We start from the raw sequence: 15,814 nt of genomic DNA, 5'->3' as shown, positions 1-15,814 counted from the left end.
GGGCCGATGTTGGATGGATTGGGCGTGAGAGTCACGAACGACCACGATATGCAGAAGATGGATTTCCTCTCACAGGAGATGGGACAGTCATTGCAAGCATGCTTAAAAGGGTTGTTGGCGCTTCATGAACAAGCCGCAGAGGGGCGTTTCGGTACCATGAATCGCAACTTGCAACCTATTGAAGATAACCCGCTTCGTTTGGGCCTAACGTATGAAGAGACCGTCCGAACCATGTATGACGCAGACAAAAGCTTAGTGCATTTATCTGCGCCAGCGGCGATCGCAGAAAGCTTAAAAAATGTGAGAGATCACAACGATGCGACGCAAGAGGCGATATCGGAAGCGCTTGACCAAATTTTACACGCTTTCTCTCCCGACGTTCTTCTGCGTCGCTTCCAGCACTGCCGCCGCAATACCGATGAGCAGGTTGAAGGTGAATCAGCGTGGGCGTGGGAAATGTATTGTAACTATTACAAAGAGCTGACTTCTAATCGCCAGCGAGGTTTCTCAAAGCTGTTCTGGGAAATTTTTGAGCAGGTTTATGACAAACGTATCCGTGAAAAGCAATTGGAGGGCTAAAGCGGTGATCAAAAAACTGAGTATTGTCTGTGCACTTTTATTGTTGACGGCGTGTAGCTCTTCCGATGAATACAAGCCTGAAGAGCAACCCACGACGGTGACTTTCAGTCTGGTGAGCGATACAGGTGTTAACCCAAATATCGCGGGTGATCCAGCCCCAATCGAGGTGCAAATCTTTGAGTTGGAAGACGACTCAATGTTTATGTCGGCAGGGTTCGATCAGTTGCGTACTGATTATAAAGGGGCACTGAGTAGTAATTTTATTAATAACTACGATTACGTGTTAACCCCTGGACAATTCAAGTTCGTTAACGCCTTTAAAATAGATGAAGACACAAATTACATTGGTGTGATGGCACATTTTTCAGAGCCAAACTTAGGTGAATGGAAAAAGGCTGTGAAGGTGCTTAATAAAGGCCGTCAATATCACCTGCTAATGCTTTTCAAAGATTACGACGTGAAATTAGAGAAGGTAGAGTAAATTTAATGTTTGCACGGAATCGGGTGATATGGAGTGAAGGGCTTTTTATTAAGCCGCAACACTTCCAACAGCAGCAACGCTACAGCGAATACTTATTGGAAGAGAGATTGACATCTGTCAGTAAGTATTTGTATGGCGTATCGGAGCTTTCGTTAAACCCTGAATACTTGGCTTTCGGTCGTATTGCGATAGAGCGAGCCGTTGGGGTTATGCCTGATGGCACCGCGTTTCGTATTCCGCAGGAAGATGTGATGCCGGATGCCTTGGAAATTGAAGATAGCTCCCTATCTAACCAGTTGATTTATCTCGCAGTCCCGCTGCGTAGTGAATCGATCATGGAAGTTAACTGGCCCGACGATAAAGGGTCGGGGCGCTATGAAAGCCGCCGTATTGACGTGCGCGATGTCCATAGTGTTCAAGGTGATACAACCACGCTAGATGTTTCTCCGATTCATTTGCAACTGATGCTCGAAAAAGAGGACCGTAGTGCTTATGCATCTATTCCGGTTGCTCGTATCTTAGAAAAGCGTCCAGATGGAAGTGTCGTTCTCGATCCCGACTTTATTCCCTGTCACTTTAATGTTGCCGGTAACGCTACATTGCATCGGTTTATTAATGAAATGGCGGGATTGATGCACGAACGTGCCAAAAACATCGCTCAACGTATCAGTTCTCCTTCTCAAGGCGGTGTTGCGGACGTTTCGGACTTTATGTTGTTGCATTCATTAAATCGTTTGCAGCCACAAATGAAGCATTTGGCATCCTTGGGTAGCTTACATCCAGAGCGCTTGTATGAATGTTTGTCCTCGGTGTGTGGTGAGTTAGCAACATTCACCGATGAAAGCCGCTTGGCACCGACGCTACCTGCCTACAACCACGATATGCCTAGCGAGTCCTTTTGGCCGGTTATTCGTTATTTACGTCAAAGCCTCAGTGTTGTACTGGAGCCAAGAGCGGTGTCAATTCAGCTTGATAAGCGTAATTATGGCTTAATGGTTGCGCCAATTCAGGATCCGCAGCTGATGGATTCGGCGGAGTTCATTGTTGCTGTGAAAGCGCGCATGCCATTGGATGAGTTGCGCCGGTTGTTTACTCAGCAAACCAAAGTGTCTTCCGTGGAAAAAATACGGGAGCTTATTTCACTTCAGTTACCTGGCATCCCACTGATTCCATTACCCGTGGCGCCACGGCAACTGCCTTACCATGCGGGATACACCTACTATCAGCTGGATAAAGAAAGTGCAGCATGGGCGATGCTTTCTAACTCAAGTGGGTTTGCATTCCATGTAGCGGCAGCATTTGATGATTTAGATATTCAGTTCTGGGCAATTAGGGATTGATCATGGCGGCAACCGAAGACAGTGTTTTCAACGATCTTTTGTTTGATGATGTTGAGAAAATAGATAGCGACCAAGACTATTGGTTTCAATTACGGGGCCATAACCCAAACGCGCTGGTGGATGCAGCAACGCCACTGTTTGGTCTTGCGCTACGTGTTCGTTCACTCTCAAGCTGTAGCAATATTGAGCAGATTTACCATCAAACGATCGAAGAAATTAAAGCGATTGAAATCGAGCTATCGGAACAAGGTTTCGAGCATGCTGTGCTGATGGCATATCGCTACATTCTTTGTACGTTTCTCGATGAAGCGGTAATGGGAACAGCATGGGGAGCATCGACATGTTGGGCTGAGCACTCAATGCTGTCCCGTTTTCACAACGAGACCTGGGGTGGAGAAAAAGTGTTCACCATTTTAGGTCGTCTTGAAAGCGAACCTGAAAAGTATCAGCCGCTGTTGATCTTTATTTACCACTGCTTATGCCTGGGCTTTGAAGGCAAATATCGAGTCATTGATGGCGGGCATGCTCAGCGCGAGAAAGTGATCAAAAGGTTACATGATTTGGTCCTTGATGATGAGCAACCTAAAGCCTTGGCAGACGCGAGTGATCATGTTGTCAACACGCGTTATGCGCTCAGTAAGCAGGTGCCTTTATGGGCAGTCTTCGCTGGTTTCGTCGTGCTTTGGGCAGGTATTTTTGCGGGTTACTCGTACTTACTCCATGAAAAGTCTGAGAATGTGCTAAGCCAGCTGAATCAACTGCTTTAGCCAATAACGTATTTTATTTAGATAACTAGGTGTCCCCGTGATTCGAATTGAATTATCTACGCTAATTTCAAAATTGAATGAGCAAAGTAAACTTGCCCTTGAGCAAGCGGCCTCGCTCTGTATTGAAAGGCAACATCCAGAAGTTTTGATTGAACACTTCATCGAGGTGTTACTGGACAATCCGCTTTCTGATGTTCGTTTGATCGTAAAACAAGCGAACGTTGAAGTTGAAGCACTAAAACAGGCGCTTTCTTCGAGCTATGAGCGTGACAAAGCACTAGACACGTATCCTGCTTTTTCCCCGCTACTGGTTGAAATGTTGCAAGAAGCTTGGTTGCTGTCGACGACTGAATTGGATCAATCGGAATTGCGCTCGGGTATCGTATTTTATGCCGTACTTAACCGCGCCGATCGTTACCTTTCTCGTCCAGCCGCCAAGCTGTTGGATGGCATTAATCGTGAAAGTCTAAAGAAACATTTTAATGCGATTGTGGCTGATTCCGCAGAAACGGCGGTTGATACAAGTGCGGCAGCGAAAAAGCATGCGCCTTCTCTCGAGGGCAGTGAATCTCCGCTATACAAATACTGTTCAAACATTACGGCACAAGCAAAAAATGGCGAGCTCGACCCGGTCTTATGTCGAGAGGAAGAGCTTAACCTGATGGTTGATATTTTATGCCGTCGTCGTAAGAACAACCCCATTGTTGTAGGTGATGCAGGGGTGGGCAAAAGCGCGATGGTCGAAGGTCTGGCATTGCGCATTGCAGCCGGAAATGTTCCGGAAAAACTTAAGCACGTTGAGTTATTTAGCTTAGATTTAGGCCTACTTCAAGCTGGCGCCTCTGTGAAGGGTGAGTTCGAAAAACGCTTGAAAGGGGTTATCGATGGCATCAAGACGGCACCGAACCCAATCATTCTCTTTATCGATGAGGCGCACACGCTTATCGGTTCAGGAAACCAAGAAGGCGGTAGTGACGCAGCAAACTTGCTCAAGCCAGCACTGGCGCGAGGTGAGTTAAGTACCATTGCTGCAACGACTTGGAAGGAATATAAAAAGTACTTCGAGAAAGATCCTGCACTTACTCGTCGTTTCCAACTGGTGAAATTGGAAGAGCCTTCTGTTGATCAAGCGGTCAATATTATGCGTGGTCTTGGTAGTGCCTATGAAAAAGCCCACGGCGTTATTATTGCTGACGACGCGTTAAAAGCGGCTGCAGAGCTTTCTGCTCGCTACCTTTCAGGACGACAGCTCCCCGATAAAGCCATTGATGTGTTAGATACGGCATGCGCTCGGATTGCTATTAACATGACGACGCCACCGAAGCGCTTGGCGTTGCTTGAAACGCTTTGTCACCAACGTCAACAAGAAATCGAGATGTTGAAGCGCGCAGAGTTTATTGGCCAGCCGGTAGACACGGAACGTCTCGATGAATTGGAAACCTTGGAGCAGGCGGATGAAGAAGAAAAGCGTCTGCTCTCATCACGCTGGAATGAGCAACGCGAGTTGGTAGAAGAAATTGTATCGTTACGCGCCGAGCTGTTAGACAAAGATAGTGCCGATGTCAGTGACGATGCGGATGAAGCGTGTGATTACGACGCATTCGCGAAAACGCTGTCAGAAAAATATGCGGCACTTGACGCAATTCCTCATGATGAGCGTCTTATGCACCCGCACGTGGATGCGGAACAAGTCGCTGAAGTGATTTCTGATTGGACAGGTGTGCCTGTTGATCAGATGAACAGTGATGAGCTTTATAAAATCACCAACCTGACAACACTGCTTGGAAAGGCGATCAAAGGGCAGGATATTGCCATCGAACGTGTTCATCGTCACTTGCTGACAGCACGTGCAGATCTACGTCGTTCAGGCCGACCGAAAGGCGCATTTTTGCTGGTTGGCCCCAGCGGTGTGGGTAAAACCGAAACCGTTGTGCAGCTTGCTCAACAGTTATACGGTGGTAAGCAGTTTTTAACCACGATTAATATGTCGGAGTACCAAGAGAAACACACGGTTTCACGTTTGATTGGCTCTCCCCCAGGCTACGTGGGCTATGGCGAGGGTGGTGTACTGACTGAGGCGATTCGTAAAATGCCTTATTCGGTTGTACTGCTTGATGAAGTCGAGAAAGCGCACCCAGAAGTATTGAATATCTTCTATCAAGCCTTTGATAAGGGTGAACTGGCAGATGGCGAAGGCCGTGTGATTGACTGTCAAAACACCGTATTCTTTTTGACCTCGAACCTCGGTTATCAAACGATCGTTGATCATGCTGATGATCAAGCGAACCTTGATAATGCCTTGTATCCAGAACTTGCGGCTTTCTTTAAGCCGGCACTGCTTGCACGTATGGAAGTCGTACCTTACTTGCCACTAGGTAAGGACGTACTCGCGGATATTGTGCGAGGTAAACTCACTCACCTCGAACAGACATTTGCTCAGCGTTATGGAGCAACGGTTGATATTCATGAAAGCCTGATTGACGAGATTCTGCAGCGCGCGACTCGTAGTGAAAACGGGGCACGTATGCTGGAAGCGATTATAGAAGGTCAGTTACTGCCCCCTGTTTCGCTCTCTTTGCTTAACAAACTGGCTGAGAAATCAGATATCTCTCATGTGCGTTTATACGCCGAAGAGGGTGAGTTTAAAGGCGAGGTTGAGTAATAATGCGTAATTGGCTGGCTTATGTGACTGACTTAGCGAAGGAAAGGCGGACTGTCGATCTACAGTCTCGCTTTATCCAAATCGTGGTCGGTGAGCTCAAGCTACGCGAAGGAATGCTACTCACACCCAGTTGCGATGGCAGACAGCTTGTCTGCCACGCATTGGATACGTCTTGGTCGGTAACGGATTTTGACACCCCCTTTGCTCATGTACTTCAAAATGTCGTCCCTATGCATTTAGGTGCGGAAGATATTGTTTATTGGCAATCAAATCGAGCGTTTGCTGAGTTTGTCGGTGAGCTTGGTTTGTTTGAAGCCGTCAATATTTATCCTTTGGTACGTCGTGACACGAATACAAAGCTTGTTGTTTGTCTAGTGGGAGATAGCGATGCTCTATCTTCGCTGTGGCACGACGACCCAGGTTTCAGTCAATTTGTGGATGTGTTTGTGAATCAGTGGTCTCTACTTAGTGAAATGGAAGGCGAGGAGAGCCGTCGTAGAGCGTTAAGAGCCTCTCTTTCTGATATCGAAAAAAGGGCGCATCAGCAAAGGCAAGCAGCGAGCTTGTCTGCCACGCTTATCGGTGACAGTGCACCTATGCTGCGTCTTCGTGACCAAATTGCTAATGCGGCGTCATCGCATCTCTCTGTGCTCGTTCAAGGAGAGACTGGAAGCGGTAAAGAGTTGGTCGCGCGCGCGGTTCACGATCTATCAAGCCGAAATACTCAGCCATTTGTGCCTATCAATTGCGCGGCTATACCAGAGCACTTGCTCGAGAGTGAACTATTTGGGCATGTGAAAGGGGCATTCTCTGGCGCCGTGAATCATAAAGAAGGGCTTATTGCACAAGCGAATGGCGGCACGCTCTTTTTGGATGAAATTGGCGATATGCCAATGAGCTTGCAAGCAAAGTTACTCAGGGTACTGGAGTCTGGAACATTTCGACCTGTCGGAGGACACCAAGAGCAACAATCAGATTTCCGATTGGTGTCGGCTACTCATGTTCATCTACTTGAAAAAGTGCGTGCAGGCGAGTTTCGACAAGATCTGTATTATCGCTTACTGCAATACCCGCTACATGTACCAGCACTTGCGCAGCGTAAGGAAGATATACGTCAGCTATGTTTCCACTTTATTCAACAGTTTAACCAACAACATGGCACTAGCATCCGTGATATTCATTTCCAAGCGTTGGATGCGCTACTTGGCTATAGCTTCCCCGGTAACGTGCGCGAGCTAAAACATTTAATCGAGTATGCCTGCGCGCAAACGGCAAATGGCGAGGCGATAAAACTGGCAACCTTTGGAGCGCGCTTGAATATGTCGGTAAGTAGTTCCCCAGCCCCGGCTCCAGCAACGGATGATGTCCGCGCCGTTTGTGACTCTAATGGACTATCGACATCGAGCCGCGTGCTGAATATCGACGCTGCGTCGATTGGCGACCTGAAACAAGCATTGATGGATTTTGAACAGCGCATTATTGCGGATAGGTTGTCGCAGTTTGATGGTGATACCGCCAAAGTGGCGGAAAGCTTAGGTATCCCGAGAAGAACATTGACTTATAAATGTCGAAAATTAGAGATAAAAGCGCCATGAATACGCATAATCACGCCTTAGCAATGGCCGCATCGGTAACACTTCTCTGTGCATCGTTTTCTTCTACTGCGGCAGAAATATCCCCTGTTAAGCAACTTGAGCAAGCTCAGCAATGTCGCGTTGTGCCTTCTCGACTTGACCGTTTAGCGTGTTTTGATCGTGTTTTTAACACGCAATTGTCCGCGAGCGACGTAGCAGAAGATCGCGCTACCCAAAAACCTCAGCAGTGGCGACGAGCCATGGATGCTGCAAATGCTAAAGCGCCTCAAGCTTGGTCATTAACGGAGCAAGGGGAAGGGCGCGGAAGTAGCGCTTGGATTACCCTTCAAGCAAACAATGTAAGAACGCGCTTTAAAGCAAGCGAGCAACCAGTGTTGATGCTGAGCTGTATCGACAACCTTAGTCGCATCGAATTGATGTTGCCGGAACCGATTGACGATGGCCGAGTGAAGATGACGTTCCCTGAAGGTCAAACCCAGTACTGGCGAAGTGATGATGTAGGCGTAGTGTTATCGTCTTCTCGGGGACTTCCGGCTATTCGATTGATGAAATCACTTTCTAGCCAAGATCAACTGGTTATTCGTTCAAACTCGCGATATGTAGACGGCCTTCGCTTTGATACTGCGCCGCTAAATAACACCATACATGCATTACGCGAACGTTGCGGTTGGTAAAGATGGAATTAAAAGAGTACAAGCGTTGTATCGCGCAACCTATTGACGCGGCGAACCCGGTTGGAGAGCGACTGGTTGATGATCCATTGTTTGATTTTGTTGAAGATCAAATGATGAAAGTTGGCTCCTTGTCTCACGGCGATGTGCAGTGGGATGAGGTTGAGCATAGCGTTCTTAAACTGCTGTCGGAAAAAACAAAAGACATCAAGCTGCTTGCATACCTGTTGCAGTGCCTGCACCACCAACCGTCTCCGTCGAGATTCATCCTCTCGTTTGATGTGATGGCAAGCTTCATGTCGAACTATTGGGAGCAAAGCCATCCAGCGCCCGGCAAACGCGGCAATCTACCGCGGCGCAAGTTCTTTAGCCAAATGGCTCAGCGCTTTTCTATGGCGGTCGATAAAACCGACTTTGGCCAATTCGATGCGCAAGATAGAGAACAGCTCAATCAGGCTATCGAGGCATGGGAAAAAGCGATTGAAGACAATGGGCTGACGAATGACCTTGTCGGCAGTGTGGTTGGAAGTATCAAGTCAGAACTGCGCAAAGCGGAAGAGCGTCAGCGCGTAAACGAGGTGGCGAAAGAGCAACCAACGCCTTCGCGCACCAGCACGACGCCGACAACATCATCCGTGGATGTCGATCATTCCAGTGATAAAGCCACCAAACAGACGTTGCTTAAGGTCGCTTCGTTCTTGGCTGAACAAGACGATGGGGTGGCGCTGGCGATTCGATTAAGGCGCTACGCCGTTTGGTATAGCATCACTGCTTTGCCCGACCATAAACCCGGTGGGGAAACGCTGCTACGAGGTATGCAGCAAGACCGTGTCAAAGACTATCAAGATAAAATGCGCCATCCCGATTTAGCTTTGTGGCGTCAGGTCGAGCAAAGTTTGACCATGGCACCGTATTGGTTTGATGGTCACTTAATGAGTTACACCATTGCCCAAAAACTGGGCCATCAAAATTGGTGCGATGCCATTCAATCCGAAGTGGCGCAGTTTTTAGAGCGCTTACCTGGGCTGAAAGATTTGCAGTTTAAAGGTGGAGAGCCCTTTGTTTCTGATGCAGTGAAAGACTGGTTAGCCAGTGGCAGCGCGAATCAGAGAGGTGGGGGCCAGTCAGTCAGTGGCGATTGGCAGGAGAAAAAGAAAGAGGCACTTGCCTTGGCGAAAGAAGGTGGAATTGCCGTTGCACTCTCCATGCTAAACGATGGGCTACAGGCAGCAAAAGAGCCAAGAGACCACTTTTACTGGCGTATGCTCTCGGCCGACCTCTTGCACGCGAACCAGCTAAACAGCATGGCAAAAGAGCAGTATCAAACCTTGAACCAAGAAATTAAGACCATGAGTGTCACCGACTGGGAGCCCAGCTTGGTTGAACAACTTGAACGCAAAACAACGTCAGAGTGATTAAGGGCGAAAATTCATGTGGAAACATCTTTTCAAAATAGCGAAAAAGCTGAAGCCTGGAATGCTTGCGGCTTTTCCTATTTTATTGGTTGCGATATTTATCCTTGTTAATGTCGCCATATGGTGGGCAGGTCCTTGGCTAACACTCGGTGAGCAAAAGCCTCTTGCATCTATCACGGCGCGTGCGATCTGCAGTGGCTTTATTACACTCGGGACGTTGGCGATTTGGGGTGTTTGGCAATGGCGGAAGCTACAAGGTTTCAAAGCGGAGCAAGAGCACGCTGAGCGGCTACGCGAAGACCCTATCCAAGTATACGAAGAGCGCCAACAGTCTGAGCTTGATCAAGTTGTTGCTAACATGAAGCAAAACTTGAACAAGCGAAACCACCTTTACGCACTTCCATGGTACTTAGTGCTGGGCTTGGAAAACGCCGGCAAAACCAGTCTTATTAATCGCTCTGGGCAGAACTTCGTGTTTTCGTCTGTGATGCGAGCCTCTGGGCAAAAAAGCGAAAACCCATATTCATTTGATTGGTGGATAGGGGATGAATCGGTATTGATTGACCCTGATGGCGAGCTACTCACTCAGGGCAACAAAGATGAAAATAACGACGGTGAATTAGAGCGCCGTCTGTGGTTACACTTTGTTAAGTGGCTGGAACAAACACGCAGTCGTCGTCCACTGAATGGCATCGTGCTGACGCTAGACGCATCACACCTAGCGACGGCGACAGCGTCTGAACGTAAAGCTTACGCTAACTTGCTGCGTGCGAGGTTGCGCGAGTTGATGGAAACGCTGTCGACGCGATTACCTGTTTATATTGCCTTAACTAAGCTCGACTTACTGTATGGGTTTGAACCCTTCTTTAAGCATTATTCGAAGCAGCAGCGCGATGAAGTGCTTGGGTTTACTTTCTCTTTAAACTCAGTGGATGACTTAGACTCGTGGTTAAAAGAGTTTGATGAGGCATACAGTGGCTTTATCGACAGGGTAAATGCGATCGTGCCTCACGCATTGGCAACACCGCTCGACTTTGAGGATCGCAAAGCGATATACAGCTTCTCACGCCAAATTGCAGGGCTGAAAGAAATATTGGCCACCTTCTTTAACGAAGCGTTGGCAAGCGATCAGTTCTCGACATCCGCACTGGTGCGAGGGGCCTATTTCACATCGGTATATCAACAAGGTGTCCCAACCAATGCCTTTGATGATGCGGCTTCTCGCCGTTATGGGCTCTCGCATGCGGTGAACCGAGCGCAGAAGTCGAAAAACTCGACCGTTTATTTTACGCAACGGCTTTTCAGCAACATTATTTATCCAGAAGCAGGACTCGCGTCTGATAACTTCCGGGTGGCGAAGCATAAGCGACGTCTCATCGGCATGTCGGTGTTAACTTGCTCAATTGCAACCGTGCTGCTCGCGGGGACGTGGCATCGCTATTATCTTGCCAACGTCGCGCATGCGGATGCGGTGCTAACAAAAGTCGACCAGTATAAGACGCAATTTCCGAGTAATGCGGCAGGAGCATCGCAACAAGAAGTATTGAAACCGCTGAACCAGATCCGACAAGCCACGTTGGAATTTGGTTTTTTCCGAGATAAACCGAAGTATATCTCTGACTTTGGTCTCTATCAGGGACATGTAATTGGGCCTAAGGTTGAACAAACGTACTTGAACTTATTGAAGAGCCGTTTCTTACCCCTGCTGATGGCGGATACTGTGGTTGATCTTAACCAAGCAACGACGGATCAGGAAAGACTCGTGGCGTTGCGAGTGTATCGCATGATGGTGGATAAGAGTGGTCGCTATCATGATTACGTAATGGATTATTTTAGTCAGCAATGGCAACGAGAGTTTGCCGGGCAAAAAACTATCCAAGAACGTTTGTTAGGACACTTAGATTATGCGATGCGTCATACCGATCTGACGGATGCGCGCCGACAAGGCGATGAGGTCGCAGAACGGGTTATGCGTCCTTATGATATGACGATTGCGCGCGCGCAAGCTGATTTGCGCACCATGCCAACCGATCAACGTGTTTATCGTAATCTTAAACTCGACGCTCAGACCGTACTCGGTGCGCCAATGAACTTGCGTAATTCGGTAGGGCCCGTTTTTGATGTGGTTTTCGAAGAACGAGTGGTTAACAGCGAAAATCTGTATATTCCACAAATGCTGACTAAAAAAGGCTTTGAAGAGTATTTTGTACCAAAACTGCAATCCGTTTCTGACCTCGCGTTGATCGACAGTTGGGTACTCGGTGAAGCCGAAACTGCGGAGTTTAGTGAAGCAGATAAGAAAGCGCTAAGGAACAAGATTCGCGATCTTTATGTTGCGGATTACACCAATACATGGCGAACGGCACTGAATGAGATTGACGTGAAATTCTTCAGTGATATCAACGATGCCGTTACTGTATTGGATAACTTTACCGGTCACGTTGGACCGCTACAGCGCCTATTGCGTACGTTGGAAACCAATACTCAGCTTGCATCAGGGCTGGGATTGGATGAAGACGCGCAGGATGCGATTGCAGAGAATCCAAAATATAACGTCGCGTCTCAGATCCAAGCGCCGTTTTCTGACTTAAATAGCCTTGTTAAAGCGGTCAATGACAAGCCTGCCTACTTGAGTGAAGTACTGGCGTCCGTGCAAGAACTCAAGAGCTACCTTAAGTCTATTCAGGATGCGCCTGACGTCGGCACGGCCGCGCTCGATGCAACTAAAGCGCGTGTGAAGCTGGTAAACACCGACCCTATCTATACGCTAAAACGTATTGCGACAGGCCTACCAGAACCGCTGGATGGCATGGTCGACAAACTGGCAGATGAAAGTTGGCATGTTGTAAAACAGGCGGCGATTCAACACCTTGAAGTTCGCTGGTATCAAGATGTATATCGTCCTTATCAACAAAAGCTGGCTAATCGATATCCGTTCAATCCGCAGGCGAGTAAAGATGCATCACTCAGTGACTTTGAGAGCTTCTTTGCGCCGGGTGGGACTTTGGATAGCTTCTATAACAACCAGCTTAAGATGTTTATTGATGAAAACATCTCTGTAGGTAACAGCGGCATTGACGGTTCATTGATCCGCCAAGACTTGCTTGCTCAGATCCGTCAAGCACAAAAGATTCGCGAAGCGTTCTTCAACCGCAAAGGTATCTTAGATGTGAGCTTCTCCGTTGAACCTCTTCGCTTGAGCAGTAATAAGCGTCGTAGTGTGCTGAATATTGATGGACAATATGTGACCTATAGCCACGGTCCGCGAGACAGTATAGAGCTGATCTGGCCGAATACGCTGCGAGACTCGGCAACATCGAAGTTGACGTTAGTACCGACAAAAACCAATTTGTCTCCACGCAGTGTTGTGATACGTGGTCCGTGGGCATTATTCCGTCTTCTGGATCAAGGGGCGGTCGTATCGGCAAGTGCGACATCTGTTGATTATCAATTCAACGTTGATGGTGGCGGAATGATTTACCGCGTTAATGCACAAGCCGCGACTAACCCATTCACTCAGCGTTTGTTTAAGTCCTTTAAACTTTCACGCAACCTTTACTAACTGATCATGGGGCGAGGGGACTCGCCCCTGCATTATCAGGAAAGCCAAACATGCCTTTTATTATCTCAATAGATAACCAACCCTTTAAGATTTCACTCGATTCATCAAGCATTCGTGATGATGAACGTTACGAAGCGGTTAGGGAACAAATTAACAAGCGTCATTCTCCGCTATCAGGCGGCACAGATTGGGCATGTGTGAAGGACTCTTGCCAAGCCTTGGCACGTGATAAGGGGATTGATTTATTACTCAGTGGCTATTTTACCGTTGCAGCACTAAAAACCAGCGGATTGGCAGAATTTGCCAATGGTTTAGAGTTGCTGCTTGCATGTTTAAATAATGAAACTGAGGTCAATGAGAAACGAGCGCGTGCGCGTAAAGAAGCCCTTGATTGGGTGAATTCGCGCGTGTTAAGCGAATTAAAACAAATCAAGCCCGATCAACAGGCATTGCGTGACCTCTATCGCTGCGAACGACTTTGCGATTCGCTCTTTCATGTTTTAGAGCGGCAGCAACCTCATCATGTTGTCGATTATGAAGGGCTTGCTTATGTTTTATTTGAGCATATAGACCGGATAGAAACCCGTTTACACAGTGCCGTGAAACAGCAGAAACGTGATGAGGAGGAAAACCCTACCATCACGGTTAAGAAAAGTCGTCGCCAGAACGTATTCGCTTGCGCGTTTGGTGCGATCCTAGTGGTGATTATTTGGCTTGCTTACCCTTATATTCCGTATTTCCAAACCCCCTTTATTACCTACAGTCCTCAACCTAGCTTGAACTCTGAACGTGCACTCAAAGAGTTTACTCAACGATATAGCCCGTCTTCTTTGACACGTTGGCAAGATGCATTTGTTGCTATGTATCAACAAGCTATTGAGTCAGAACTCGATCAATCTATTGAAACGCCCAAAGTGTTGGCTGCGCAGCACCTTAATGCGCTCACGACGTTGTACGGAGAGCATGAAGCATCAAGCGTATTGTTAAGTGCTTATAACACGCAGCGAGAAGAGGCACTGGAAAGCACTAATAAATATATTGATAAATTCAGAGCGGTACGGACCAAGATGGCGAATATCGCGCTACTTGCCGAGCAAAATCGTTGGTGGGCGCTACAAAAGCAAACACGTTCACTCGAAAATTTTGCGATCAGTTTATCGCCTATTTATGGTCGTGCGGATTACGTCACCTTGTTGATTGAGCAAGGTGAGTTTGAAAAGGCAAACAACGAATTAATGGTACTGACCGAACGTCTCAATCATTTGAGCTGGAAAGTGACTGAGCTAAACGAAGCGTTGAATGATGCCACCGCCACTGCGGTCCCGAAGAATGAGAATTAAGCAGGCAAAGCAACTTCTTGCCTCGCCGAGCAAAAACTTGCTTGTGGCGTGCAAAAAATTGGTCAGTGAGAGAGTAAAGTACTGAATTATAGAGATAAAAAAGCTGGCATGCATTTCGCTATATGGGATGGCGAACAGAGGCACCGACTGGACAGCCTCTTCCATTAATTAGAAAGGAGCGATTATGCCAACGCCATGTTATATCTCGATTGAAGGTGAAACTCAGGGTTTGATTACTGCCGGTGCCTGCACCGCGGATTCTATCGGTGATGCTTTTGTTGAAGGCCACGAAGACGAGATGCTGGTACAACAGTTTGACCACAACGTGACGGTACCGACTGACCCTCAGTCAGGTCAGCCATCAGGCCAACGTGTGCACAAGCCATTTAAGTTCACCGTTGCGCTCAACAAAGCGGTGCCATTGCTTTATAACGCACTGGCGTCAGGTGAGAAGATGTCAACNATTATAGAGGTAAAAAAGCTGGCATGCATTTCGCTATATGGGATGGCGAACAGAGGCACCGACTGGACAGCCTCTTCCATTAATTAGAAAGGAGCGATTATGCCAACGCCATGTTATATCTCGATTGAAGGTGAAACTCAGGGTTTGATTACTGCCGGTGCCTGCACCGCGGATTCTATCGGTGATGCTTTTGTTGAAGGCCACGAAGACGAGATGCTGGTACAGCAGTTTGACCACAACGTGACCGTACCGACTGACCCTCAGTCAGGTCAGCCATCAGGCCAGCGAGTGCACAAGCCATTTAAATTCACCGTTGCGCTCAACAAAGCGGTGCCGTTGCTTTATAACGCACTGGCGTCAGGTGAGAAGATGTCAACGGTTGAGCTGAAGTGGTACCGCACGTCGATTGAAGGTAAACAAGAAAACTTCTTTACCACCAAACTGGAAAGCGCCTCGATTGTGGACATTCACTGCGAGATGCCTCATTGCCAAGACCCGGCGAAGTCAGACTCTACGCAGAACCTGACGGTGTCGATGTCTTACCGCAAAATCACGCGGNCAAAGCGGTGCCGTTGCTTTATAACGCACTGGCGTCAGGTGAGAAGATGTCAACGGTTGAGCTGAAGTGGTACCGCACGTCGATTGAAGGTAAACAAGAAAACTTCTTTACCACCAAACTGGAAAGCGCCTCGATTGTGGACATTCACTGCGAGATGCCTCATTGCCAAGACCCAGCGAAGTCAGACTTTACGCAGAACCTGACCGTGTCGATGTCTTACCGCAAAATCACGTGGGACCACGTCAACGCAGGTACCTCAGGCTCAGACGACTGGCGCAAGCCAATCGAAGCCTAATCTTTCATGGCGACATGAAGACACAAACAGCCTGCCTTTACGGGCGGGCTGTGGTGCGTTGAGCCAGACGGCAGGGTCTGGCTGA

The 15,814-nt window shown here is 47.9% G+C and carries 11 protein-coding genes and 2 pseudogenes; all 13 read left to right on the top strand.

The genetic code is table 11. The features are described 5' to 3' along the window. The coding region (tagH, locus tag BZJ18_RS11775) for a type VI secretion system-associated FHA domain protein TagH (protein WP_108743147.1) at window positions 1-579 on the top strand (579 nt) is incomplete at its 5' end. Between the two features lie 7 nt (window positions 580-586). Then, window positions 587-1,060, top strand: a complete 474-nt coding sequence (gene tssJ / locus BZJ18_RS11770) for a type VI secretion system lipoprotein TssJ (RefSeq protein WP_371414254.1) — start codon at window positions 587-589, stop codon at window positions 1,058-1,060. A 5-nt stretch (window positions 1,061-1,065) separates the two neighbouring features. Next, the gene (tssK, locus tag BZJ18_RS11765) at window positions 1,066-2,400 is read left to right on the top strand and encodes a type VI secretion system baseplate subunit TssK (protein WP_069586836.1); all 1,335 of its coding nucleotides are present in this window, start codon (window positions 1,066-1,068) and stop codon (window positions 2,398-2,400) included. A 2-nt stretch (window positions 2,401-2,402) separates the two neighbouring features. After that, entirely contained in the window at window positions 2,403-3,167 is a 765-nt protein-coding gene (icmH, locus tag BZJ18_RS11760) for a type IVB secretion system protein IcmH/DotU (protein ID WP_069586837.1), read from the top strand. A gap of 37 nt (window positions 3,168-3,204) precedes the next feature. Next, entirely contained in the window at window positions 3,205-5,829 is a 2,625-nt protein-coding gene (gene tssH, locus BZJ18_RS11755; RefSeq protein ID WP_077456948.1) for a type VI secretion system ATPase TssH, read from the top strand. 2 nt (window positions 5,830-5,831) lie between these two features. After that, a complete protein-coding gene (locus BZJ18_RS11750) occupies window positions 5,832-7,424 on the top strand; it encodes a sigma-54 interaction domain-containing protein (RefSeq protein WP_077456946.1) in 1,593 nt (530 codons plus the stop codon). Continuing rightward, the gene (vasI, locus tag BZJ18_RS11745; RefSeq protein ID WP_235608216.1) at window positions 7,421-8,098 is read left to right on the top strand and encodes a type VI secretion system-associated protein VasI; all 678 of its coding nucleotides are present in this window, start codon (window positions 7,421-7,423) and stop codon (window positions 8,096-8,098) included. The genes BZJ18_RS11750 and vasI overlap by 4 nt, the downstream gene beginning before the upstream one ends. Before the next feature lie 2 nt (window positions 8,099-8,100). Continuing rightward, window positions 8,101-9,510 (top strand): type VI secretion system protein TssA, encoded by a 1,410-nt coding sequence (gene tssA, locus BZJ18_RS11740; RefSeq protein WP_077456942.1) that lies wholly within the window; start codon window positions 8,101-8,103, stop codon window positions 9,508-9,510. Window positions 9,511-9,571: 61 nt separating this feature from the next. Next, window positions 9,572-13,072, top strand: a complete 3,501-nt coding sequence (gene tssM / locus BZJ18_RS11735; RefSeq protein WP_198532236.1) for a type VI secretion system membrane subunit TssM — start codon at window positions 9,572-9,574, stop codon at window positions 13,070-13,072. Window positions 13,073-13,122: 50 nt separating this feature from the next. Continuing rightward, window positions 13,123-14,412, top strand: a complete 1,290-nt coding sequence (locus BZJ18_RS11730; RefSeq protein ID WP_077456938.1) for a type VI secretion system ImpA family N-terminal domain-containing protein — start codon at window positions 13,123-13,125, stop codon at window positions 14,410-14,412. Between the two features lie 184 nt (window positions 14,413-14,596). After that, window positions 14,597-14,878 (top strand): annotated as a pseudogene (gene tssD, locus BZJ18_RS11725) (type VI secretion system tube protein TssD); the annotation flags it as partial. Window positions 14,879-14,974: 96 nt separating this feature from the next. Then, complete coding sequence (locus BZJ18_RS11720) at window positions 14,975-15,499, top strand: Hcp family type VI secretion system effector (RefSeq protein ID WP_241824955.1); 525 nt, start codon at window positions 14,975-14,977, stop codon at window positions 15,497-15,499. Further along, a pseudogene (gene tssD / locus BZJ18_RS11715) lies at window positions 15,436-15,729 on the top strand (type VI secretion system tube protein TssD); the annotation flags it as partial. The gene BZJ18_RS11720 and the pseudogene tssD (BZJ18_RS11715), both read left to right, overlap by 64 nt. Window positions 15,730-15,814 lie beyond the last annotated feature (85 nt).

This window comes from Salinivibrio sp. IB872, assembly GCF_001995345.1.
Taxonomy (GTDB): Bacteria; Pseudomonadota; Gammaproteobacteria; order Enterobacterales; family Vibrionaceae; genus Salinivibrio; species Salinivibrio proteolyticus.
Note: the sequence above shows the minus strand (reverse complement) of the source record. Positions and strands in the feature narration are given on the sequence as shown.